Annotated in this window: 19 protein-coding genes; 3 read left to right on the top strand and 16 right to left on the bottom strand. The window is 36.2% G+C overall.

The features are described from left to right. Positions 1-15: 15 nt before the first annotated feature. Genes M3610_RS22325 through M3610_RS22345 form a run of 5 tightly spaced genes read right to left on the bottom strand, consistent with a single transcriptional unit; the run spans position 16 to position 5,574 of the window. The gene (locus M3610_RS22325) at positions 16-1,182 is read right to left on the bottom strand and encodes a sialidase family protein (RefSeq protein WP_251462718.1); all 1,167 of its coding nucleotides are present in this window, start codon (positions 1,180-1,182) and stop codon (positions 16-18) included. A 29-nt stretch (positions 1,183-1,211) separates the two neighbouring features. Beyond that, entirely contained in the window at positions 1,212-2,258 is a 1,047-nt protein-coding gene (pdxA, locus tag M3610_RS22330; RefSeq protein WP_251462721.1) for a 4-hydroxythreonine-4-phosphate dehydrogenase PdxA, read from the bottom strand. Positions 2,259-2,271: 13 nt separating this feature from the next. Next, the gene (gene dapA, locus M3610_RS22335; RefSeq protein WP_251462724.1) at positions 2,272-3,171 is read right to left on the bottom strand and encodes a 4-hydroxy-tetrahydrodipicolinate synthase; all 900 of its coding nucleotides are present in this window, start codon (positions 3,169-3,171) and stop codon (positions 2,272-2,274) included. Positions 3,172-3,182: 11 nt separating this feature from the next. Beyond that, entirely contained in the window at positions 3,183-4,340 is a 1,158-nt protein-coding gene (locus M3610_RS22340; RefSeq protein WP_251462727.1) for an iron-containing alcohol dehydrogenase, read from the bottom strand. Next, positions 4,324-5,574 carry a four-carbon acid sugar kinase family protein gene (locus M3610_RS22345; protein WP_251462730.1) on the bottom strand — a complete coding sequence of 417 codons (1,251 nt, stop codon included), beginning with the start codon at positions 5,572-5,574 and terminating at the stop codon, positions 4,324-4,326. The genes M3610_RS22340 and M3610_RS22345 overlap by 17 nt, the downstream gene beginning before the upstream one ends. 167 nt (positions 5,575-5,741) lie before the next feature. Between M3610_RS22345 and M3610_RS22350 the strand changes: the two genes are divergently transcribed. Further along, on the top strand, positions 5,742-7,529 hold the full coding sequence (locus M3610_RS22350) for a sigma-54-dependent transcriptional regulator (RefSeq protein ID WP_251462733.1): 1,788 nt from the start codon (positions 5,742-5,744) through the stop codon (positions 7,527-7,529). A gap of 477 nt (positions 7,530-8,006) precedes the next feature. On the opposite strand, the gene M3610_RS22355 is transcribed toward M3610_RS22350, so the two are convergent. The 11 genes from M3610_RS22355 to M3610_RS22405 all read right to left on the bottom strand — a co-directional run bounded on the left by M3610_RS22355 (position 8,007) and on the right by M3610_RS22405 (position 21,276). Then, positions 8,007-9,149, bottom strand: a complete 1,143-nt coding sequence (locus tag M3610_RS22355; RefSeq protein ID WP_251462736.1) for a mannitol-1-phosphate 5-dehydrogenase — start codon at positions 9,147-9,149, stop codon at positions 8,007-8,009. 5 nt (positions 9,150-9,154) lie between these two features. Further along, complete coding sequence (locus M3610_RS22360) at positions 9,155-11,248, bottom strand: PRD domain-containing protein (RefSeq protein WP_251462740.1); 2,094 nt, start codon at positions 11,246-11,248, stop codon at positions 9,155-9,157. A 96-nt stretch (positions 11,249-11,344) separates the two neighbouring features. Further along, positions 11,345-13,249 (bottom strand): PTS mannitol transporter subunit IICBA, encoded by a 1,905-nt coding sequence (locus M3610_RS22365; protein WP_251462743.1) that lies wholly within the window; start codon positions 13,247-13,249, stop codon positions 11,345-11,347. Positions 13,250-13,589: 340 nt separating this feature from the next. Further along, on the bottom strand, positions 13,590-13,784 hold the full coding sequence (locus M3610_RS22370) for a hypothetical protein (protein ID WP_251462746.1): 195 nt from the start codon (positions 13,782-13,784) through the stop codon (positions 13,590-13,592). A 425-nt stretch (positions 13,785-14,209) separates the two neighbouring features. Then, complete coding sequence (locus M3610_RS22375) at positions 14,210-15,055, bottom strand: TniQ family protein (RefSeq protein ID WP_251462748.1); 846 nt, start codon at positions 15,053-15,055, stop codon at positions 14,210-14,212. A gap of 31 nt (positions 15,056-15,086) precedes the next feature. Beyond that, entirely contained in the window at positions 15,087-15,374 is a 288-nt protein-coding gene (locus M3610_RS22380; RefSeq protein WP_251462751.1) for a TniQ family protein, read from the bottom strand. A 215-nt stretch (positions 15,375-15,589) separates the two neighbouring features. Beyond that, complete coding sequence (locus tag M3610_RS22385) at positions 15,590-15,967, bottom strand: glyoxalase superfamily protein (RefSeq protein WP_285851452.1); 378 nt, start codon at positions 15,965-15,967, stop codon at positions 15,590-15,592. 1,199 nt (positions 15,968-17,166) lie between these two features. After that, positions 17,167-18,966, bottom strand: coding sequence for a group II intron reverse transcriptase/maturase (gene ltrA, locus M3610_RS22390; RefSeq protein ID WP_251462754.1), 1,800 nt, complete (start codon positions 18,964-18,966; stop codon positions 17,167-17,169). A 926-nt stretch (positions 18,967-19,892) separates the two neighbouring features. Then, the gene (locus M3610_RS22395) at positions 19,893-20,357 is read right to left on the bottom strand and encodes a hypothetical protein (RefSeq protein ID WP_251462755.1); all 465 of its coding nucleotides are present in this window, start codon (positions 20,355-20,357) and stop codon (positions 19,893-19,895) included. Positions 20,358-20,457: 100 nt separating this feature from the next. After that, on the bottom strand, positions 20,458-20,982 hold the full coding sequence (locus M3610_RS22400; protein WP_251462757.1) for a MarR family winged helix-turn-helix transcriptional regulator: 525 nt from the start codon (positions 20,980-20,982) through the stop codon (positions 20,458-20,460). Between the two features lie 84 nt (positions 20,983-21,066). Beyond that, complete coding sequence (locus M3610_RS22405; protein WP_251462759.1) at positions 21,067-21,276, bottom strand: hypothetical protein; 210 nt, start codon at positions 21,274-21,276, stop codon at positions 21,067-21,069. A 409-nt stretch (positions 21,277-21,685) separates the two neighbouring features. Between M3610_RS22405 and M3610_RS22410 the strand changes: the two genes are divergently transcribed. Both M3610_RS22410 and M3610_RS22415 read left to right on the top strand, forming a co-directional pair. Continuing rightward, a complete protein-coding gene (locus M3610_RS22410; RefSeq protein ID WP_251462761.1) occupies positions 21,686-22,906 on the top strand; it encodes an IS110 family RNA-guided transposase in 1,221 nt (406 codons plus the stop codon). A 119-nt stretch (positions 22,907-23,025) separates the two neighbouring features. Continuing rightward, entirely contained in the window at positions 23,026-23,175 is a 150-nt protein-coding gene (locus tag M3610_RS22415) for a hypothetical protein (RefSeq protein WP_251462763.1), read from the top strand. The last annotated feature ends 71 nt before the right edge of the window (positions 23,176-23,246 follow it).

Here is a 23,246-nt window from a genome sequence, read left to right on the forward strand (position 1 = left end):
AGCGTAACTTACGATCTAGCTGATTTCTCCAGATGTAGGATTGTAAACCCCTTCATATTCACGTTTTTCACCATAGATATCTTCAACTGAAAAACTATTATATTTTACACATATTCTATTCTTATATGCGTACACTAAATGCAATCGTCTTTCCTCATCTTGATAAATAGTAGGATATTCAAATTGTGAATTATTCGTCTTATTCTCTGCACCAATGAAACCTTCTGCGTGTTCAATAATCCGGCCGATTGGCCAAGTATGTCCGCCATCTTCTGAAACTGAAACCACTACCGGATTTCTCAATCCAGGCCATGCTACTTTCCCTTTTTCAGGATGATTTGCAGCGTTTGCATTATAGGCAATGGCAATGGCACCGTTATCCAATTTGATTGCACTTATACTAGCATTATTATTTGGTAAGGTTGTTGGTTCAGGCGCTGTCCATGAGTCCCCATTATCTGTTGACTCGCTTCTATAAATATAATCCGCAAATCTACTTCTCATAAAAGCTACTAAATGACCATCCTCTAATTCGATCACATTGGCATGCACTCGTCCGTTACTATCAGGCATGCGCACTTCATCCCATGTCAGTCCTTCATCATCAGATACTTGAAATACGGTAGGATCGTTTGTAAGACCTAATTCTGAATCTTCACAGATCCATGTGCTAAAGATCCATCTGCCATTACTTAATACTTGAATCGCTTGTCGAACAAATGTACCAGGCTGGCTAAATAATACTTCCGGTTCTGTCCAAGTTTCACCATTGTCGTATGTTTTCTGATATTTAATAATAGACGTAAACTGCATATTATCTTTACCTGGTTGTCTGCCTTCCTGAGAAGTATAGATTAACCAGATGGATTTATCAGGTGCTTGGAAGAATGATGGGTTTTGCTCACTGCGCGTATCATCCTGCGAGACAATTTTCGGTTCATTCCACTCTAGGGTTTCATGGTTAAATTTCGATAAGACAATAGAAATATCGGGACTACCTTCAAATGAACCTGCAAACCATGCACATAATAAATCTCCGTCGTCTAATTTAATAATCGTTGGTGCATGTGCGGTTGAAAAAGGACCAGATGGAATTAATGAAAAATCAATATTTGTATAATCATCATGAACTAATTTACCGTTTGGAATCGACCTGTTAATGACTAATGCATTGTTACCCATACGAATCACCCTATCTTTCTATTAAATTTCTATCTAATTGCCGCTTCTTTATTTGCATTATTTGCTAGCTGGACCGCGTAATCAATAGCATTTTCAAGACTAAGTTCACTCGCCGTCATCTTACCTGCTTGGTCGAATGCTGTTCCATGATCCACTGAGGTTCGGATAATTGGCAATCCTAATGTAATATTTACTCCAGAAACCTCTTTCCATTTGTTTTCTTCTTTATCAAATACAAACCCTAAAAGTTTTAATGGGATATGTCCTTGGTCATGGTACATGGTCACAACGATATCATACATTCCACCACGGGCTTTTGAGAATACGGTATCTGCTGGTAAAGGTCCGAATACATTAATCCCTTCACTTTCAGCTGCTTCAATCGCAGGGATGATCTCGTCAATTTCTTCCGTACCAAACAATCCATTTTCTCCACAATGTGGATTTAATCCCGCCACAGCAATCCTTGGATTTTCGATACCCAAGTTTACACAAGCATGATGAGCAATGTTTATTACATCTAACACTCTCTCTTTTTTAACTAAATCGCAGGCTTGTCTCAAAGAAACATGCGTTGAAACGTGAACCACTCTTAAATCACCATCAGCTAACATCATAGAAAATTTATTCGTATTTGTAAGCTGTCCATAAATTTCAGTATGACCGGCAAAGTGATGTCCCGCTAAGTTTAACGCTTCTTTATTTAATGGATTCGTAACGGTCGCATCTACTTTCCCTTCAAGGGCTAATTCAATGACTTTTTCCACATAGAGATAGGCTGCATTTCCTGCCTCTTTAGACACCTCACCAATCGGTAATTCATTTGCATCGACAGAAGCTAAGTCAATGACATCGACTGTTCCCCATTCATACAATCCATCTTCCGGTGTAGTTATAGCATTTACTTTCAACTGAATCTCCGGGAACTTCTCTAAATAGCTCTCGACAATACTTTTATCTCCAACTAGTAAGGGGTTACATTTTTCATATAGGCCTTTCTTTTGAAAAGCTTTGATTGAAATTTCAGGTCCGATACCTGCAGGATCACCCATTGTAATTCCGATAATTTTTTTCATAATGCCCTCCTAACTACTTCATTCCCAATTCGATATTTTCATTTAATACTGATTTTAATGCTGTAATTCCTTCATCAGACACTTGATTGAATGGTGCACGGCACTTCCCAACCGGATAGCCTAACAGTTCAACAGCCATTTTAACCACCGTATTGGGATTTGCAAATTTAAAACAATCTCTGAAACTTCTGATAGAATCCTGGTATTTACGCGCTTCTTCGATATTCCCATTGACAAATTGTTCGTATATTTGTGCCATAGTAAACGGATATACATTAGAACATCCTGCAATACCGCCAGTTCCTCCAGCAAGTAACGTCCATAATATTAATGAATCATTACCTGATAGCACAGAGAAATCTTCTCGATGTCTAGTTCTTTCAATATATTGAAGAATATTATCAAAGTTGCCGCTGCTATCTTTGACACCCACAATATTGTCAATCTGACTTAGTTTTTCAACAGTCGCAGGTTGGATAGAATTACCCGTTCTAGCTGGAATATTGTATAAAACAATCGGCATATCAACCGCTTCAGCAACTGTTTTAAAATGATGATAGATCTCTTCTTGAGTGGCTGTTGCAAAATAGGGTGTAATGATGGATAAGTAGTCTACACCAACACGCTTAGCTTCTAGCGACAAGCGAATGGTATCTTGTGTTCCAACTAATCCTGTGGATGCATAGACTGGGACCCTTCCCGCAACAGTTTTAACTACTGTTTCCATGACTTTCACTTTTTCTTCTTCACTTAAAATATACCCTTCACCATTCGTACCAAAGGTAAAAATACCATGAACACCATTCTCAATGACTCTATTCACCTGATTTACGAGCTCTTCATAGTTAACTTCTTCATTGTCATACATGGGTGTAACAATTGGTGAAATAATTCCTTGTAATTTGTTTTTCACATGAATCACTCCTACATAATTTCTAGATAAATTTTACGAGCATCTTCTGGTGTTACTTCTCTCCTATTATTCACAAGCAATCGTTGAACTTCCATTCCAGCCTCAACCAATCCTTCAAGATCTTCCTCCGGCACATTGAAAGCTTTTAAGCTAGTTGGAATTTCAAGTGTTTTCACGATGTTTTCTATTAAATCAATGATATATTTTGACTTTTCATTTACCGTCAATTCTTCATTTTTTTCCTTTACCACTCGATCATACGCTTTCGCTAAGAGGTCAATAATAACCGGCTCATTAAACTTCATAACTGGTGTTAACAGAATGGCGTTAGAAACACCATGGGCAATGTGATATTTTCCACCTAAAGGATAGGACAAGGCATGAACCGCAGTAGTCCCTGAAGATGTAATCGCTACCCCAGCATAGAATGAACCTAATAACATATTACGCTTCGCTTCAAGTGCATCTGGATTTGTGCAAGCTTCAATAATGTTATTCATAATTAAATCTAATGCCTCTAATGCAAAGGTATCGCTGATTGGGTTCGCTTTTTTTGAAGTAAAGCATTCGATCGCATGGGCTAGAGCATCAATGCCTGTGGCTGCAGCAATTGGTTTAGGTAAATTTTTTATCATGTTGCTATCTAAAATAACGTGGTCCGCAATTAATTCACCATTTACAATACCAACTTTTAAATTCTTTTCAGGTACACCTACAATGCTATTAGGCGTTGCTTCAGACCCTGTACCAGCTGTGGTAGGAATCATTAATGATGTCACTTGTTTTTTAGCTACTAACGGATCCTCTAGTAAATCTTTTACCGTATAATCATCAGTAGATAACACGGAAGCTAATTTAGCGATATCCATCACACTTCCGCCGCCAACTCCAATGATAAAATCAGCGTTCACTGCTTTAAAATGCTCAACAACCTGTTGAGCTTCTGTGTAAGATGGCTCTGTTGGTATATCCGATAAGATTTCATACTCGATATGATTCTTTTCGATAATACTGATGACTTCGTCTAGCAACCCAACTTTAAGGATGCCTTTATCTGTAAAGATCGCGATTTTTGTTACGCCGTCTTTGATAAGGGTATGGAGGTTTTGCATGGCATCTGAACCTGCAAACACATTTGTTGGCATTTTTAAATTATAATGATTTAACATAATACACATCTCCTTTTTCACTAATCAATGCATGTAATTTAACAAATAGATCTTCATCACCAAACCCGCCAGATTTAGTAATGACATAATGTTTTTCATCCTTAAAATCAATACTTCCATAAACAATTCCAGGGAATAATTCTTTCAGAGGTTTAATTTCAGTAATCCCGAATACCTTCATCGATTGATATAATGTATCTCCGCCTGTAAATAAGATTGTTCTTTTCATACCATTTGACATAAGCTTCTTTACTAAGTATCCGAGTGACTGTCCAATCCGAAATCTTAGTTCATTTCCCTGATCGGGCAGTTGATTGATTTCATCTGTCGATACCTTCCCAAATGTTTCAAACATGAGAGGTTGTTCCATGTTTAAATATTGAAGGATATTTTTTTGCCCTTTTCCTGTATCCCAATATTGTTTATCCCAAAGCTGCTCTAGCGTTAACGATATTCGTTCGAATCCATTTACTTCCGCAAATGCAATTTGCTTTTTAGTTACTGGATTCACACTTCCACTAACAATGAATAATGGTAGTTCCATACTGTTTTGTGTGGTGTCCCTATTTTTATAGATGATCTTGGCTAATGCTTTAGCAAACCCGGCACACCCCACCGTGATCTTTAATGCATCATTCAGTAATAGCTCATACCCTTGAGATAACATCTCCACATCCGAGTGACTTTCTATTAACATAATTCTTTCTTTTTTGGGAGGAATGTCATATTTTTTTGTAATATACGTTTTTAAGTCTGCTTCTTTCAGTAGAAGAGATGGGATGTGGCTTTCCGTTACCGGTTCGTACGGATCTTGTCCAAAAACGCTTTCATTTACTGGAATGGAATCAATAAGTAATATTCCTTCACAACTAAAACGATTTTGTTCTGGATACGCCGGAAGAAAAGGAATACATACATCCTCGAAAACATCACTCAAAGCTCTTAACTCAGAAGCAACATTTCCTCTTAACGCGGAATCCACTTTTTTAAATATATATGGAATATTTTCCTCTTTGGCTTTTAAGGCGATCTTCTTAATCACTTCATATGCTTCAGATTTATTCAAATATCTTGTTTCAGTATTGAAGACAAGTACTTCTAACTGATCTGTAGATTCACCAAATTCAAACTCTAAGTCAGAGGTCACTACAGTTTTCACACCATAATTAGAGAACTGAACTCCAGTATCAAGTGCCCCCGTAAAATCGTCAGCCATTATAAGTACCCTAATCATATGTTCACCACCTACTTTATAATTGAATTATAGATTCATACTCTATTTTTAAAAATATGATAATTAAAATTATTGTTACATTTTGAAACCTTTATATTGGAAGCGATACCAAAATTCAAGAATCCGTGGTAAACTGTTTAAATAAGAAACACATAAGGGGAAAACATATGCAAAATATAACAAAAATCCTTGGTATAGCACCTTACGAAGAGTTAAGAAAATCAATGGAAAATGTAGGCTCTACTTTCTCTAATATTTTGCTAAATACGTATACTGGTGATTTACAAGAAGGAAAAAATCTAGCCCTGGAGGTCATTCATAACGATTATGATATTGTCATCTCAAGAGGAGGAACAGCTGAGTTAATTAGGAAGAATATCTCTATACCGGTTATAGATGTTTCAATCTCTGTTTATGACATTCTAGGTGCGATCAAACTAGCAAATAACTATACTTCTAAATTTGCGATTGTCGGTTATTCAAGTATTACCGAAACCGCACATTTAATTTGTGACATATTGGACTACTCTGTGGAAATATACACAATAGATGATTCAAGTGATACTTTAGGCCTCCTAAAATCACTAAAAGACAAAGGGATTCAATTAGTTCTCTGTGATGCCATCACAAATAAACTAGCACTAAAAATTTCTTTAAATACGATCCTTATTACATCAGGCAGTGAAAGTATTAAACGGACATTCGAACAAGCAATAGAGTTAAATATGCATCTTCAAAAATTAAAATTACAAAACAACTTACTTACAGAAGCTATTGAACAGTCTAAAACGGACTGCTTAATTTTATCCAGTCAGTTTGAATTGATTTATTCCAGTTTAAATACAGTAATTAATGACTCTATCTATCATTATTTGCTTTATAAAAAAGAGACTGCTTCATTTAATGAATCACAAACTTTTTATCATTCAGTAAACAACACTCTATATAACTTAAAAGTAAATAGTTCAAATAAGGCAAATGATATTTTTTATATTGTCACTGTCCAAAAATCTGTCACACCTGTCATGAATTCTAAATTCGGTGTTACCTATGAAGCTAAGTCAGAAGTGGAACAACAATTAAATAATAACTTATATAAAAATCCTATTATCACTGATGATATTAAGGATAAAATTAAACAAATGGATTCAAATAATTCGCCCATTATCTTACTAGGAGAAAGAGGCACAGGAAAATATATTGTCTCGCAAAGCCTATTCACCAGTCAAAATAATAACAATCATACAATGGTAACGATTAATTCTAACTTACTAAATGATACAATGTGGAAACATCTTTTAAACACTAGTAACGGGCCTTTCCTTGAAGTAGGCAATACCATCCAGTTTAATCACTTTGATAAAATTTCAAATGAAAACTTTGAAAAGCTAATGACTATTCTTGAATCTACTAACTTACACATAAATAATCGACTGATCTTTATTTGCGAAAAAACATCTGAAGGTATAACATCAGAATCCTATAAAGAATTAATGAATCGAATGAATTCGATAAGTTTTCTGCTGCCTACCTTACGAGAAAGAAAAAATGAAATATCAGCTATATTAACGATGTTTTTAAATAAGGTAAATATTGAAAACAATACGGATATTATCGGGTACGAACCTAGTGCTCTGGCTGCTCTTTCGCAATACAATTGGCCAGGTAATTTCATACAATTAAAACATGTTCTAACCGAATTAGTTTACCTATCTAAGTCGCTCTATATAACTAGTAATAATGTTAATAGTATTTTGGGTACACAAAAAATGGTTGAAACGATTTCTTACTCAGAAGATGGGATGAATATTCCATTTAACAGCAGCAAAACATTACATGAATTTAGTCTGGATATCATCAAGCAAGTACTTGACCAGCATAATGGCAACCAAACTTTAACAGCTGAGCAGCTTGGTATCAGTCGAACAACGTTATGGAGATACTTAAATAAATAAAAAAGCCTCTCATAGATAGATGGATGAACCATGCCAGCAAAACTAGCATGGTTTTTTCTGATATCCTTCGGCCATTGAACTATCCACACCCATTTTTCAGCAAATTTCCCTGTCAACCAAACGTTTGATTAAAACAGCTTTATTCCTTGATACATATGCCTCTACCCCGCATAGGCCAAAAATAATTTGTAGAAAAATAACAAAAAATAAGTCGTATCTTAGCGAAAAGTCAAGATGCGACATCCTTTCGACGAAATAACAAAAAGGCTATACTAATCAAACGTTTGATTAGTATAGCCTCAAGAACTGATATATTAGAATTATTCCTACAAAGTGACCGCAAAGATTGTCGATAGGAATGAATTAATTCCGCAGGAAATAATCTACTTTTCTACAAGATTTGATGGGATTTCCCAAAATCTATAAGTTCTAGTCATCCCCTTGCTGCTTTAAAGCAGTGGGGAACTGACCCTTGTCTTAATTCTTGAGCAAATTGTACTGGCTAATTACCTCGTTAGAGATTTCACTATTTTCATCCAACCCGCATACTTCATTTAGAACAGTCGGTAGTCCCTTGTCCTGAATCATCGCTTGCAGTTTCACCGCTTCTTGATCTTCCTGATAGTCGAAATGTAAAGCAGAAGCAATCACCGTTGCAAGATTTTTGAAAGAAAGGCCTGCTTTCGCGGCTTCCACAGCCGGTTTTACTAAACGATCATTTGGTCCGAGTTTACGGAGAGGCCCACGCGCTACCCTTGTCACGGCATCATTTAAATGCGCATTTTTAAAGCGATGAATGATCTTATCAATATATTGCTGATGTTCATTAGGATTTAAACCATATTGTTTAATTAAATAAGCGCCTGTCTCTCCAAGTGTAGCTCGAACTTGATTCAGAATGTCTTCATCTGCTAATGCTTGATCAATTGTTTCTTTATTTCCTAGATAGCCAAGATAGGCAATGGTGGCATGGCCCGTATTCACGGTAAAAAGCTTTCTTTCAATAAATGGAGCAAGATCAGCGACAATTTTCATTCCTTCAACAGGTGGGATACTCTCACTTGTTTCCACAACCCATTCATAATAGGTCTCAACCAGCACATCGAGTGAGCCCTGATTGTTCTGAATCGGTACAATCCGGTCAACGGCTGAATTAAAGAAATAGACTTTTCCAGCTAAATTTTCCTTTGTTTCTTCATCTAAATGATCAAATATATAGCCTTTTAACAAGTCGGTTGCTGAAATTTGATTTTCGCAAGCAATCACATATAACTTTTCATTGTTTGATTTTACTCGTTTGGCTATTCCTTTCGCCATTAAAGGGGCAATATGCGGCAAAATATTCGGCCCAATCGCTGTCGTGAGATAAGTGGCCTTGCTGATTGCGTCCACTACTTCTTCTTCCTGTGTCAAATTATTCAATCCGGAAACATTTTCAACCATCGTACTTTCTTGTTGATCGGTTGCCAATTTTACTTGATATTGCTTTTCTTCGTTTAACTGGTTAATGATTTGGTCGGCTATATCAACAAAGGTAACATGATAGCCGGACTGTGAAAAAAGTGCGCCAATAAATCCTCTTCCAATATTTCCTGCTCCAAAATGGACTGCTAATTTCATTTTTATCATTCCTTAATAATATTTGTATGAAGATAGTCCAAAAAGACCGCTTCTAATCTCTCCCGGATCATCTCTTCATTCGCTGATGAAAATATCTGGATTGCTTCATTATTTTCAATTAAACTTGTACTTATCAAACTTACTATTTCCTGCTCTCTAACCGCTAATTCCTCAGGGGCCAGCATTAGCAGCAAATTTTTAATAAACATGTCCTTTCCATCCATTCCTTTTACAAGCAATGGATGCTCCAAATGCGCAATCTGAAAAATAAGCTCTTGAACATGTTTATTCCTGCAGTGGAACAGGGCCATTCCTGTTTCCGGTATTCCGAGTCCGCCTTTACTTTCTCGCTCTTTTAATGAGGCCAGTACATCTTCTCCATTTGTTAACAGTTTTTCCTTCTCAGCCTCATGTACCATTCTTTCAATAATCTTTTCATGGTCATTTACTTCAGGCATCTGATTGACACGAAAATTAGTTAGGACAGCCTCAATGCTTTTTTGAACATCTTTTAACTGTTGCAAGACTTCGGTAATGTCTGCCCTTTTTCCTCGGTCAGCTGAAAAGGATTCCTTTGGTGAAGATCCTAGATATCGTTTTTTCTCCGTTAGTACATCAATATTTTGGCGCAAGAATTCCCGAATCGTCTCTATATTTTCCTCAGTTAAAAGGGGGGAAACTAAAATATAATCTATGTCAATAAACGGTAGGTTCACAGTTGAAATAATCAAATCATAGTCTTCTAATTGATCTTTTTGCTGGATTTCTTTGATGGATTTGATTTCTATCTGTTCAATCCTGGGAATCTCCTTTTTCACTCTGCTTGCGAGCATTTTAGAAGTTCCGATACCAGTCGGACATACCACCAATGCATGGATTGGTAATTTTTCCTCCCTTAACACAAGCGCCGATCCGAAATGCATGACAATAAAGGCGATTTCATCATCAGGAAAGGAATCAATCTTTCTTAATTGCTTTTCTACACTATTTTTTACCGCGAGAAACAATAACGGATACTTCCGCATTATTTCCTCTTTTAAAGGGTTAAATAAACCCATTTGTTGTTTGATTCGATAAAGAGAAGGTTCCATATGAGCCAGCAGTCCTTGATACAAGGAAAAGTCATTCGTTAAATCAACATGCAGTTGGGAGGAGACATCCTGTATAAGGGCTCTAACCAATTTGCTAAGACCGATACTGTCATAGGGAGCTTCATCCGCTGCTTGAAGTTTGGACCCCTTTAGGATTACGGCTAAATAGATGAAATCCTCTTTAGAGAACTTGACCGAGAAGATCGCTTCAAGTTCCTTACATATTTCCACTATTAGCCGATACTCATTTGTTAAATCATCGGAAAATTCTACATCCTCCTTTAATAAAAAGAAGTCTTCCGTCCTTTGCATGGTAATACATATATGTACGATAAGCCCAATATAATCACTATCGGCAAGACGCAGCTGCGAATTACTAAAAGTAGTATTTACTAACCGCTCTATCGCAAGAAGGTAGTCCGGAAGAAAGTAATGTAAAATATTTCTATGATCATACTTACCATTTTCCAACAAAAATAATCTCTCTATCAGTTCTTCATGAAAATGAAGCAGAATATAACTTGCTAGAGCTTTTCGCTTAGATGACTCCGAGCCGATCATATCGACCCCCACACCTCGTTTTCTTGTTAATTTCACATTAAAACGAACAAGCCAATCCTTCAATTCATCTAAATAAGTTGTCAAAGTTGCAATACTAACACCAATGTTACTTGATAAGACTTGAATCTTATAGGATTCCTCTTGAACCAAAGTTATTAATAACTGTAGTTTTTTTTCTTGCGGGGGTTGATCGATTGAATGATTCCCCATTAAAAATTGGAATAGACGAAAAATTTGTTCGTTCTTCCCTTCAATCGCAAGTCCCTTCTCCATATTACGTATTAATCGGAGATCAAATGAATCAATAATTTTCTCTACCGCTTTTAAATCCCGGTGGATTGTTCGCCCGCTCACATTTAAGTATGCTGCTATCGACGAAACGGTATGTTTACCTGATGTTTTAACGATTAATTCAATGATTGCTTTTTCCCTAGAAGTTATATACATGCAATCAACTCGTTTCTGATAAAAAGTACACGAGGAAAAAGTGAATAGAAAAGCGGCAATATGCTGCTTTTCTATTCGTTAATTGAGAACTATTTATTATTTATCATTTAAAATATCCATGATTTCTGTTGCTGACTTGGCCTCAACCAGTCTTTCTATATTGGCCATATCTGAACAAGTAACAGCAATTCCAGATAAAATTTCAAGGTGTGTACCATCTTTCCCGGCAATGCCGAAAATCAGTCTTACCTTTTGCCCATCAAAATCCACACCATTTGGTACCTGTAATACAGTAAACCCAGAATTTAGAACATCTTTTTTTGCTTCTTCGGTACCGTGTGGAATCGCAACATCATTACCCATATACGTTGAGGTCATTTCATCACGGGCAATCATGGCATCAATATAGCTTTCCTTCACATATCCCGCCTTAACTAGTGCCCGACCCGCAAAACGAATCGCCTCTTCCTTTGACGCAAATTCCTGATTGAGAAAGATATTTTCTTCACGCAGCAAAGCATCATCTGTATGTGGGTCACCACTTGGAACAACGGCTTCAGCATCCTCGACGATTTCCTGCAGCTCAGCTGTTTCAGGATTTTTTAAACGATTAATTAATTTATCATATTCTGGGCTTGATAAGAAATTATCAACTGAAATATGATAAGCATGCGGTACTTGTTTCTGAGCTCTAGGTGTCAGTTCCTCCTGCGTTATAACAATTTGGGCATCAGAAGGCAGGTTACTAATCGCCATATTAGTCACTGAAATATTCATCTCAGCTTCCTTTACCTTTTTCCGAAGAAGTGAAGCGCCCATTGCACTTGATCCCATTCCAGCATCACAAGCGAAGATAATTCTGCTTACATTTTCAGGAAGTTCTCCGTCATTAACAGCAAAAGCATTGGCAACGGAGCTCTTCTTGCCTTTCATTTCTTGCATTTTTCTTGCTGCTTCTTCAAGATCCGCATCTTGCTGCTTACCTGTCTTTAAAATAAATGATGAAAAAACAAAGGATACGACTCCAGCTACGAGGACTCCAGCAATGTTTGCTAAATAAGTACTTGCATGCGGCGGAGTAACGGCCATAATGGCAAGAATACTACCTGGCGATGCCGGAGCTGATAATCCCCCGCCTAACAGCCTTAAGGTAAATACACCGCTCATTCCACCCAAGATGACGGCAAAGAACAACATCGGACGCATTAAAATGTATGGGAAGTAAATTTCATGAATCCCGCCAAAAAACTGAATGATGGCAGCGCCTGGTGCTGACCTTTTTGCATTCCCTTTTCCAAAGATACAATAGGCCAAGAGAACACCAATCCCCGGACCAGGGTTTGCTTCAAGCAGAAACAGTATGGATTTTCCTGTTGTTTTTGCCTGTTCCAAACCGATTGGTGAAAGTACACCATGATTGATCGCATTATTTAAAAACAATACTTTTGCCGGTTCGATAATGATACTTGTCAATGGCAAAAGTCCTGTAGCTAACAGCCAATCTACACCCGTAACAAGCCAGCCGGTAAACGTGGTAACAGCCGGACCAACAGCTAAAAAGGCTAAGATAGCTAAGAATCCACCCAATATCCCTGCTGAGAAATTATTTACTAACATTTCAAAACCAGCTTTGACTTTACCCTCAATCAGCTGATCGAATTTCTTAATGACATAACCGCCGAGCGGCCCCATGATCATAGCTCCAAGGAACATCGGGATATCTGCGCCCACAATGACACCCATTGTCACAATCGCCCCAACGACACCCCCGCGTTGATCGTGTACAAGTTTCCCGCCTGTATAACCAATTAATAGCGGAAGCAAGTAGGTAACCATTGGTCCTACTAATTTGGAAAGGTTTTCATTTGGAAAAAACCCTGTAGGAATAAATAGTGCAGTAATTAAACCCCAAGCTATGAATGCCGATATATTCGGCATAACCATCGAGCTTAAGAAGTTACCGAACTTCTGAACAGCTACTTTTATATTAGATTGAGCCATATGCCCTCATCCCTTCATTATGATGTTACCTTATTCATGGTAAAGGACAAACCGACTGCATTCAATAAAGAGGAAAACTAACTTTGTCATTATATAAGTGACAAAGTTAGTTTTTCTCAAAGGACAAATAGTTATGCCGCTTGGAAACCCATAAAACGTGCATGGTAAGTCCTTGTTCTTCAAGGAATCCTTATTGCAAAATAAAAGACTCAATCCATTTCGGATTGAGTCTTACTAGAACAGATTTTTCTTTCTGTGGATTTTAATATAAAAATGACATTATCTTTAACATGAGATGACACTAAGGTGGGAATTTTTAATATCCCGTGTCACTTTTCCTTTAAGACATTTTCTGTTGGTTATGCTCCTTTAGCATTTCAGAAAAGAGATAAGCAAGTTCAGGGTGTTTTCTCCAAACTATTGTTCTACCTACTCCTAAGTAATTGTATAAATCAGGAACTAACACTCTCTTTTTATTGTTGTTTTTAAAAAAGGTCATTGCTTTTATATTTAATTCATTTTTCTCCTTCTCCAAACTGCTCTCTTTTTGCATAATCTTATAAGAAGAAATCAGTTCATTACCTCCCCAAGTACGAACTGTTTAAGGACTTACCTTGAGTTCACTACATACATTTTTAATTGTGATTTCTATTTCGTTATCTAAAAAATGTTTTAGAATATCTTCTACTTCTTTTAATTGATTTTCTTTGTTTTCTCTTTCCATTGAAGGAGTCTTTTGTTTTATTGATTTTCTTTTTTCGGCTGCAAGAACTACTTGATGATACCGATATGTAAGGAACTCCTGATAATTCCCCCAGATTGACCATTTTCTTATTATATTAATATTAGTACCGTCTCTAATTGCAAATGTAAAAAGATTTAGCAATTTCTTTTTACATATAGCATTACTAATATGGAATTCAAAAATATTTCTAGATGAAAAATACCCAATACATCTTTTTATTTGTCTAATGATAAACCACTTTTGTTTGAGATATCGGTTAAATTAATATGTCCTAAATCATTAATTACTTTATAGCCCCTTATAAAATATGTTCGTTCAACAATCTCTCCGCTAACATTAAGAGCATATTCACAGTAACAGGAAGGACAATGCATATAGTACAGAAGGTCATTTGCATCTTCCCTTCTTTTAAAGTTAGTTACCAATTTTACAAGACAACCAGGTTTTTCAAAATTACTACACCAGGGGGCAATACAAAAAAGAGAAGCTGACTTTACTTCTTTTTTCATTAATATTGATTGTTTAAATGTTTCCGGAACTTGCAACGTAATGAATTCATTAATATCGATACCGTACTCATATAACACTTCTTTAATAAAAGAGAGGTGGAATGTTCGCTTATTTGATAGTGACCCTCGTGCATGTTGTAAGATAACAGGTATTTTGTCAGGATTTTTCATTCTTTTTAGTAATTGTTCTTTATCAAACTCTTTATTTTTGTTTGATAAAATAAACAATATTTTAATCGCCAACTCATCTGGCAAGATGGTATTATTTCTTGGATTTCTTATTTCACTCCAAAATGTTGTTAACCACTCGTCTTTTTCATAGGTAGGGACTGTTTCAATGTCTGAATCAATTAAAAAATGATAACAGTAAGGACAGCTATCGATTGCCTTAATATCCTTAAAGTACATTTTTTTTAAACAATGCGGGCATCTTTGTTGCAATTTAATGGAATGTTTCATACAAACATTTATTTCATCAAGCTTCCAAAATAAGTTATGAGACCTTTTCTCCTTCAAGCAGCAAGGACAATAACTTAAAAAATTTCGATACATCCCAGTCATCAACCTTGCCCGTTCTAAATTATTACTGTCTGTCAGAAAACAATTTTAAACAATAATAAAACGAAGAACTTAATATATCTTTCTTTGGTACATTTGTTAAATACTCCAATTTCTCAATATCGATATTATTGATTGGGGTTAAATCGAGTAAATTGAAATCAGACATTTGAAAATATCCTTTTTTAACATCAATGTAATTCAATAAAGATAAAAGTGCGATTTCGTTACAACTAGCTAGTCGCATTAAGTAACTCGTTAAAGCCTCTCCTGAATAGGGTTTTATTCTTATTGTTAATTTAGGTTGCTCCATAATAAAACCTCCCTCAAAATTTTTTCCATATTTTAAGGGAGGCAAACATTAGCCTATTTATTTTTGGGTCTATTATCAATCAAGTGATTACAGCCAAAAGAATGTACCACTTCTGACATGTTTTTCACCAGCGATTCCCACGGGATTTACCACTTGTTGCCAACATGTTTACCAATGGGGTAATTTCAAGAAACCTTATAAAGGATTGGCTATTATTACCGAATTTCTTCGTAAAATGTGATTCTGTTTGAGAAAGGGTCAATAACTGTTAATTCAATAGTATCCCAAGGTGTTTTTTCTATAGCTGGATTAGAGTAGGGATATTCCTTTTTTGATAAAGAAGAATGAAAATTTGTCAAATCATTTATTTTAATTCGAATTGCACCACCTGGAGATGAGTCGCCATGATGTTCGGATAGATGTAAAACAGCATCATTTAAAGACACTTGAAAATACAAAGGCATACTTTCTTCATATTGATGTTTCCAATCAATTTTAAAGCCTAAGTATTTAATGTAAAACGAATGAGTTTTCTCCATATCAAAAATTCGAAAGATGGGTATAATCATTAGGAACAGCACTCCTACACACATTTGGATTAGAGATTCCATTATTAAATCTCGTTTAGGTCAACAAAAATAAATCCTCTTGTTCTAATTAGATATTAGACGTCATATTAGCAAATTCCTTCTTCCACTAACCTGCCCCGTTAGCTCAATAAGAAAAAAGATGCTGCTGCTGCAACACCTTGTTAATACAGATAGGTAAGGGTTTGAAGTTATCGCTCCCTTTTCCCCCTGTCCACACCGTACAAGCGGCTTTCACCGCATACGGCGTTCCAACTATACCAATCCACTTTAACCATAACACTGTACAGTATTGTTATACTCAATGTGTTTCATTTCTTCCGTTTCAATAAGTCGGTGCCTCCCGTGGGAGGTTAACCTCTATTAGTCATACGAGAACCTTATTAACCGATAAAGAATTGCCTTGCATGATTAAAGGTATCTTCAATAGTCTTGTGGCTATCCCTCCATGTTGGTTAGACATTTCAACGGTACTGTGCCACTACTTTCACTGATATAAAGAAAAGTTATACGGCAACTATTATCATTATCGCTTTTCTTTTCAACGCTTCGTCGGGAGTAAGCCCTCCACGTTATCAGCTTACAATGTTGAATTATATCTATTATAGAATGAACTTAGGTGCTTCCTTTAAGCCTGTTAGCCGTTCATATGCCTGGAACATATCATGGACTTTCATATGAGTTATTTTTACTCATCCACTGCTAACCTCACGCTGTGGCGATATACACATTTCTATGTATTGTGCTTATAGACCCGTACATTCAGAAGTTCGTCAGCTTACCCTTTTCTTGTAGGTTTATTTGCATTCTCACCATATTCATTCAACTCAAGCATCATGAACTACACCACTCCTTCGAGTAGGATTTCGGCAGCCGAACTGCTACGGTAGTTTCTCACGCCTTTTCGCCGAGCTTATAACACTATCATTCTTACTAAATCCAGTGCTATTCGACTAAGAGAGAACCCTTCAGGGCGTTACTCCATCATTTGATTCTTTGATATAATCCTTCAGTTCCGACAGGAACTGTCTAATCTTTACCAGAGGAATGTATCCATCCTCAATTTAAATTAGAAACATTTCGCACAACTCTTGCACCCTTTAGTTTAATAGCAATAGGTAAGACTTTGAGGTAATCTCCGTCTTTTCCCCTGCTCCACACCCAACGTGCGATTTTCACCGCATTAGGCGTTCCATCTTATTCATTTAGGCTAAGGCAATTAAATTACAAACCTTACGGTATTGGTTTAGCTTCTTCAATTGTTTTCCATCTAATTGAAGAATGTTCCTATATCGTTCAATCGTCTTTTCATTAGTAGCATGGATTAATCTATGTACATCCTCATGCACGATTACAAGATTGCTAAATTCATCGGTTCCGCCCATATGTCGGGGTAACTTATGGTGACAGTGCAGCTTATCGGATGTCAAAAATTCCTCTGTTACTGCACATTTGCCTAGTTGCATAGAGTATCTTGAAATTCTGTTATCTGCGAATTCTAAGTTGTCTTTACCGTAAGGTATTTGTAACATCTTGTTTATTTCTATGGCAATGTCAGCCCTAAGATTTTGATGAAGTTTAAGCCTTCCTTTTTTTGTATAGTCACATATATCTTGACTGAAGTTCATAGCATTGCTTGTTTGTGTATCTCCTAAGGGAAATAAATACACACCAGCAATTTTATATGTTTTGAAATTATTTTTATGAAGTCTCTTATATGTTTCTGATGGATTAATAGGTTTTCCATACTTCCCAATGGATTTTAGACGATTGTGCATGGTTTTTGTTAGATGATAGGCTATTTTTCCGAAGTCTTTATTGATATGAGTTGCAATTTTAAAGTAATTTTTTATTCCGAGAATAAAAGCGTTATATTCCAAAACAGTTTTTGGTACTGGCTTGTTTTGAATTTCCTGAATTAAATATCTAAGCTTTTCTAATATGTTTTTCTTCTTTTTATCCGTAATGTGTGTATTGGCTACATATTTATTACGTTTGGTTACTGCTTTGATAGAAAAACCTAAAAAATCGGAATTTCTCTTTCTTAGATTAGTAATCGCTGATTTCTCGGTAGATATATCATGATTTAATTGCCTTTTTAGGTATCCTTTGGTGGAGTGATATATTTTAATAGCTGATTTATGAGAGTTTGTGAAAATCTTAAAGTCATCTGCATATCTGACGATATACATTTGTTTAAGATTCGTTGTCTTTAACGCTCTTGTCTTACTATTAGGTGCATAAGTATGTTTTAATTTTAAGCATTCCCATTGGTTAGCTATCCACCAATCTAAATCATTTAAAACAATGTTTGATAAAAGGGGAGATAGGATTCCCCCTTGCGGGGTTCCTTTGGTTGGAACACCTATGCCTTTTATTGGTGCCTTTAGCATTTTCGAAACAATAGTTAAAACTCTTTTGTCCCGTATGCCAATACTATACATTTGTTTGATTAATTTTGAATGATTTACATTGTCAAAGAAACCTTGTATATCGATGTCTACTACATGGTGCAACTTCACATTATTAACTAAATACTGACATCTTGCCATTACATGATGGGTTGATCTGTTTGGTCTAAAACCGTATGAATGGTGATAAAACTTTGCTTCACAAATTGGCTCTAATACTTGTTTGAACATCTGTTGAATTAATCTATCTCTCATAGTTGGAATACCTAATGGTCGTTTCTTTCCATTCGGTTTAGGTATTTCAACTCTTCGCACCGTTTGAGGTTTATAATTTTTTAATGCTTTTCTAATTTCCTCAATAAATTCATCAACGTTTTCAATCTTGTATTGTTCAATCGTGATGCCATCAGTTCCAGCGGTTTTTGAACCTGTATTAGCTTTGATGTTTCTAAAGGCTAACAAGATATTTTCTTTAGATATGGTATGTTCATATAGCCTTAAACCCTTTGTCGCATTGTTTTTACTTCGCTCGTAAAGGTCATCGAAATTGTTTTGCATACTGTAATATTCTGCATGTCGTATAGTTGTACTCACCGATGGATTGTTTCTCCTTCCTTGCGGGAAGTCCCATCATCTTACTCGACCCTGTGAGTTTCATTAAATTGATTTGCCTTCAAAGAATAAGACTTGGGACCATCCCTCCACGCTCGTTACACGTTTCATCGGTACTATATCCCTACTTTCGCAAGAATGAAGTCGCTTCGATATTTATCTTATAGACACCATCCCGATAGTAGTCGTTTTTATAATGGATGTTTCTTACTTACAACGTTCCGATTAATCTAGCTTTACATATATCCGTAGGTGCTTACTTTAAGCCTGTCAATTCTATATCCTCATAGTTAGATATTCCGAGGTTCCTATGTACTAATCGTACTTTTCGGTGCTTGACACTGCATTTACAGCATACGTCTTTCGAGCGTATTAGTTTCTAGACCCGTACGTTCGCAAGTTCGTCAGCCCCCTTGGACATTCTCACCTTAGATATTTTGTAGCATCCCGACCTATCATGAACCATATTCTGTTTAGAACTTAGGTTCATTTCAGCCGACTTCACCTAGCTTCATACATGTTCGAGCTACTACCCTTCCATGCATGTAGGAGTATCAGATAACTCGTTTTAGCTCAACATGACGGCTTTCATTCCGAGTTTCAATTAACCAGTTGTAATTGCCTTTCGGCAATTCTCCTATTTCGTGCTTTCCGCACTTATAAGGAAACGTTTCGCACAGTAGAAATCTTCACAATCTTTTCTCAACTCTAACAAGATCTAATCTCTTAAATGTGTTGAGGCATTACAAAAAGACGCTCTCTTATTAAAGAAAAGCGCCCGATTGCGGAAAATCAAGATAATGATTATATTGCAGCCTTTAACTTCTTCAACTAAAGCACCGTAACTTTAAATGAAATTATTAACAATGTTCTATAAAAGCATTGGAGATCCGTTCATTTTCAATACTTTACTTTTTCGTATTATGACTTATATTAATTAAGGAATGAAAACTATAAAGAATTAATGCCCTTAATAAGTCGATAATTAAATATTGAAATTTTGTTAGTTTCTTTAATTCAAATATTTTATAACGCTTAACAATTTTCAGACCTCCAAAATAGATAAAACAAATGTGAAGAATTATATTTGAAATAAAATATAGTAAAAATTTACCGAATGTTATTTTTAACACCCAAAGACTTGTAACAAGATAAGGACCAAAATTAAAAAAATTCATACTATCTAAAGGTGGTATTCCTTTATAAAATCGCCACCATTTTTTCTTTTCACCGAATAAATCTAATGCTTTAGTGAATGTACTCATAAAAACTGCTGCTGGTAGATATTTTTTAAATGATTTTCGCCCTAATAAGGGGACAGTTAGCCATGGCAAAATTAGCAAAGCTATATAAATAAATTTTGAATTTTTCATTATAACCTCCTAAAGAAAGACTTTGTAACAAAATAATAGTTGCAGTTGCAAATATCTAAATACATTATTTGCAACTGCAACTATTATTATTACTTTTTGCTTACATTTTTCTTTTTAAGAAGGTCTTCATTGCTTTATAAACCCAGTTCACATAGTCTTCACTAATTAGTTCTGTACACATATATATTCCTATCTCGATAAACTTGTTAAAATCATCGTCGTCATATTTATTCATGGCTTTTTCCAAAGCACAAGCCAAGTCGGGATTTAATTGCATCTGTGATGAGTAATCATATGCACTTTCTATCAGTTTCCACCCATTCTGGTTTAAACTAACTAATCTTATTCGATTATCCTCTTTACTTTTATTTATTTCCACCAAATCTTGTTTACGTAAGTTAGTCACTATTCTCTGTGTGGTAGATATGTCCCACAATCCCATTTTGGAAAGTCTTGTGATTGTCATTTCTTTTTCATATTGTAAAATCCAGAGAATTCTAAGTCCTGGATAGGTTGTTCCAAGCTTCTTAGCTAAAACCCGTAAGTTTTCTTCAATCCCAAATTGTAGACCGCGCACCATGTTTACTATGATATGGACATTCTTTAATTTGTCGATGTCGTTCATGTAGGATAGCTCCTTAGTAAATGACTTAAAACTCATTATAGCCAATTCAATTAATATTCAGGCTTGATAGGTTCAACAAACGCCTTATTTGCCAGAAGATTCTTTTCCTCCATACTCTCTTATTACCCTTTTATCAATAGCTGGAAATATAATATCTAGAATAATATCTTCTGGTGTAACATACCAGTCATCAGCATATGGTTTAATTTCCTTTGGTTCTGGAGGTTTAGCATAAACCAAGTTATCTGTGGCAAACATTAATAAAATTGCAAAGAGAACAATCCCTTTTTTCACAACACTCACTCCTGTAAATTTCTTACAGTTAGTTTTTGCTTTTCAGTTAATATTATTCACAACAACCAATCCGCTTCTCCAAGCCAAGCGATTTCGCTTGTTCAAATAAAACATTATTAAACCCATTTAATGTTTAACTAACCTGCTCGTTAGCCATCCATGAATCGCTAAAAATCAGCTCTTCACCACAAAGAATGAAAATGTATTGAATCCGTCCATACTGCTTCTATGGCTGGGAGAGGAAGGTCGATCAACTATGGTGCCTTAGAGCCCATCCGTTAGTCTGACTCCAACAACCACGGTGCACCACAAACTGTCGCTCCCTTTCGGGAAGCACTCATGGTAGATTAATCCTAATTCTGATTGTTGCACCAGCCTCCAATTTTCAAGCCTAGAAAGGAAGATTTCAGTGGATGTTATCATTGAAAGAGCATGTGGATTAGATGTCCATAAGGACAATATCACTGCTTGTATTATGACTTCACAAGGAAAGGAGATTCAAACATTTTCTACTAAAACGGTTTTTCTATTAAAGTTATTGGACTGGATTAAGGAGAATAATTGTACTACTCACGTAGCTATGGAAAGTACGAGTGTTTATTGGAAACCTATTGTTAATTTATTAGAGTCCGAAGGAATAGAGTTTTTAGTTGTAAATGCTCAACACATGAAGGCACTTCCGGGACGCAAAACGGATGTTAAAGATGCCGAATGGATAGCCCAACTTCTTCGTCATGGACTACTGAAAGCAAGTTTCATTCCGGATCGGAATCAACGAGAACTGCGGGAACTTGTTCGCTATCGCCGGAGTATCATTGAAGAACGCGCCAGACAACATAATAGGATTCAAAAGGTTTTAGAAGGAGCCAACATTAAACTAGGTTCTGTTGTATCTGATATTATGGGTGTTTCATCGAAAGATATGCTTCGAGCAATCGCAGATGGTGAAGAAGATCCTGAAAAACTAGCAAACTTCGCTCGTCGTACAATGAAAAAGAAAAAAGAAGAACTTGAATTGGCACTTCAGGGCTATGTAAACCCACACCAACGCTTAATGTTAAAAACGATTTTAACTCACATTGATTTTCTAACTGAGCAAATTGAAATGTTAGACCAAGAGATAGCGCAAAGAGTAAGCACATATCAAGAAGATATAGAACGACTCGATTCCATTCCTGGTATCGCCACAAGAATGGCTGAACAAATCTTAGCTGAAATTGGTACGGATGTTGGAAACCAATTCCCGACTGCCGCACATTTGTGTTCATGGGCAGCCTTGGTCCCTGGACACAATGAAAGCGCAGGAAAAAGAAAATCTAGCAGATCAAAAAAGGGAAATAAGTATTTAAGATCCGCATTAACAGAAGCAGCTCAATCAGTAAGAGGTTCAAAAAACTATCTCGGTGCACTGTATAGACGCACAGCTGGACGAAAGGGAAAGAAAAAGGCAGCAATTGTAGTCGCCCATGCGATGTTGCGAATCGCATATTACCTTCTAACCCGAAAAGAAATGTACGTTGACTTAGGCGAAGATTATTTTGATAAGCAAAGACAAGTATCTATTGTACGGCATTCGGTTCGAAGACTAGAAAACTTAGGTTATACGGTTACAATAACAGAAGCCTCCTAATCCATTAATCAAGTACATATACACCATCGATTAGACGCTCCTCCCCTTTTTTAAAAAGATGAATGAGCTGCGTCTATTTAAGTATTGCCATTTTTCGGATGTCACAGAAGTTAATTTTCATGGTAGACACCCATGCCGCGTTGCGGCACCATCAAATGAATGAAAATGTTTTTTATACTAGTCTAGCTCCCCTGCCTCCTGTCAATCCTATTAATATGGCTGGCGAAGGAAGGTCGTTCAACTATGGTGCTTTTAAGCCCGCATGGTAGACTGATTCACTACGACCAGGTGCACCACAAATTGTTGCTCTCAAATGAGAAGCACGCAGGATAGATTAATC

Source organism: Neobacillus sp. MER 74 (assembly GCF_023714155.1).

What these genes read in the sequence shown, in the direction of transcription:
- M3610_RS22340 (WP_251462727.1), bottom strand. Translation starts at nt 4,340, where the DNA reads ATGTTAAATCATTATAATTTAAAAATGCCAACAAATGTGTTTGCAGGT.
- M3610_RS22395 (WP_251462755.1), bottom strand. Translation starts at nt 20,357, where the DNA reads ATGAAAAATTCAAAATTTATTTATATAGCTTTGCTAATTTTGCCATGG.
- M3610_RS22385 (WP_285851452.1), bottom strand. Translation starts at nt 15,967, where the DNA reads ATGTGTGTAGGAGTGCTGTTCCTAATGATTATACCCATCTTTCGAATT.
- M3610_RS22380 (WP_251462751.1), bottom strand. Translation starts at nt 15,374, where the DNA reads ATGGAGCAACCTAAATTAACAATAAGAATAAAACCCTATTCAGGAGAG.
- M3610_RS22355 (WP_251462736.1), bottom strand. Translation starts at nt 9,149, where the DNA reads ATGAAATTAGCAGTCCATTTTGGAGCAGGAAATATTGGAAGAGGATTT.
- M3610_RS22345 (WP_251462730.1), bottom strand. Translation starts at nt 5,574, where the DNA reads ATGATTAGGGTACTTATAATGGCTGACGATTTTACGGGGGCACTTGAT.
- M3610_RS22365 (WP_251462743.1), bottom strand. Translation starts at nt 13,249, where the DNA reads ATGGCTCAATCTAATATAAAAGTAGCTGTTCAGAAGTTCGGTAACTTC.
- M3610_RS22400 (WP_251462757.1), bottom strand. Translation starts at nt 20,982, where the DNA reads ATGAACGACATCGACAAATTAAAGAATGTCCATATCATAGTAAACATG.
- pdxA (WP_251462721.1), bottom strand. Translation starts at nt 2,258, where the DNA reads ATGAAAAAAATTATCGGAATTACAATGGGTGATCCTGCAGGTATCGGA.
- M3610_RS22360 (WP_251462740.1), bottom strand. Translation starts at nt 11,248, where the DNA reads ATGTATATAACTTCTAGGGAAAAAGCAATCATTGAATTAATCGTTAAA.
- M3610_RS22325 (WP_251462718.1), bottom strand. Translation starts at nt 1,182, where the DNA reads ATGGGTAACAATGCATTAGTCATTAACAGGTCGATTCCAAACGGTAAA.
- M3610_RS22350 (WP_251462733.1), top strand. Translation starts at nt 5,742, where the DNA reads ATGCAAAATATAACAAAAATCCTTGGTATAGCACCTTACGAAGAGTTA.
- M3610_RS22415 (WP_251462763.1), top strand. Translation starts at nt 23,026, where the DNA reads ATGGTAGACACCCATGCCGCGTTGCGGCACCATCAAATGAATGAAAAT.
- M3610_RS22375 (WP_251462748.1), bottom strand. Translation starts at nt 15,055, where the DNA reads ATGTATCGAAATTTTTTAAGTTATTGTCCTTGCTGCTTGAAGGAGAAA.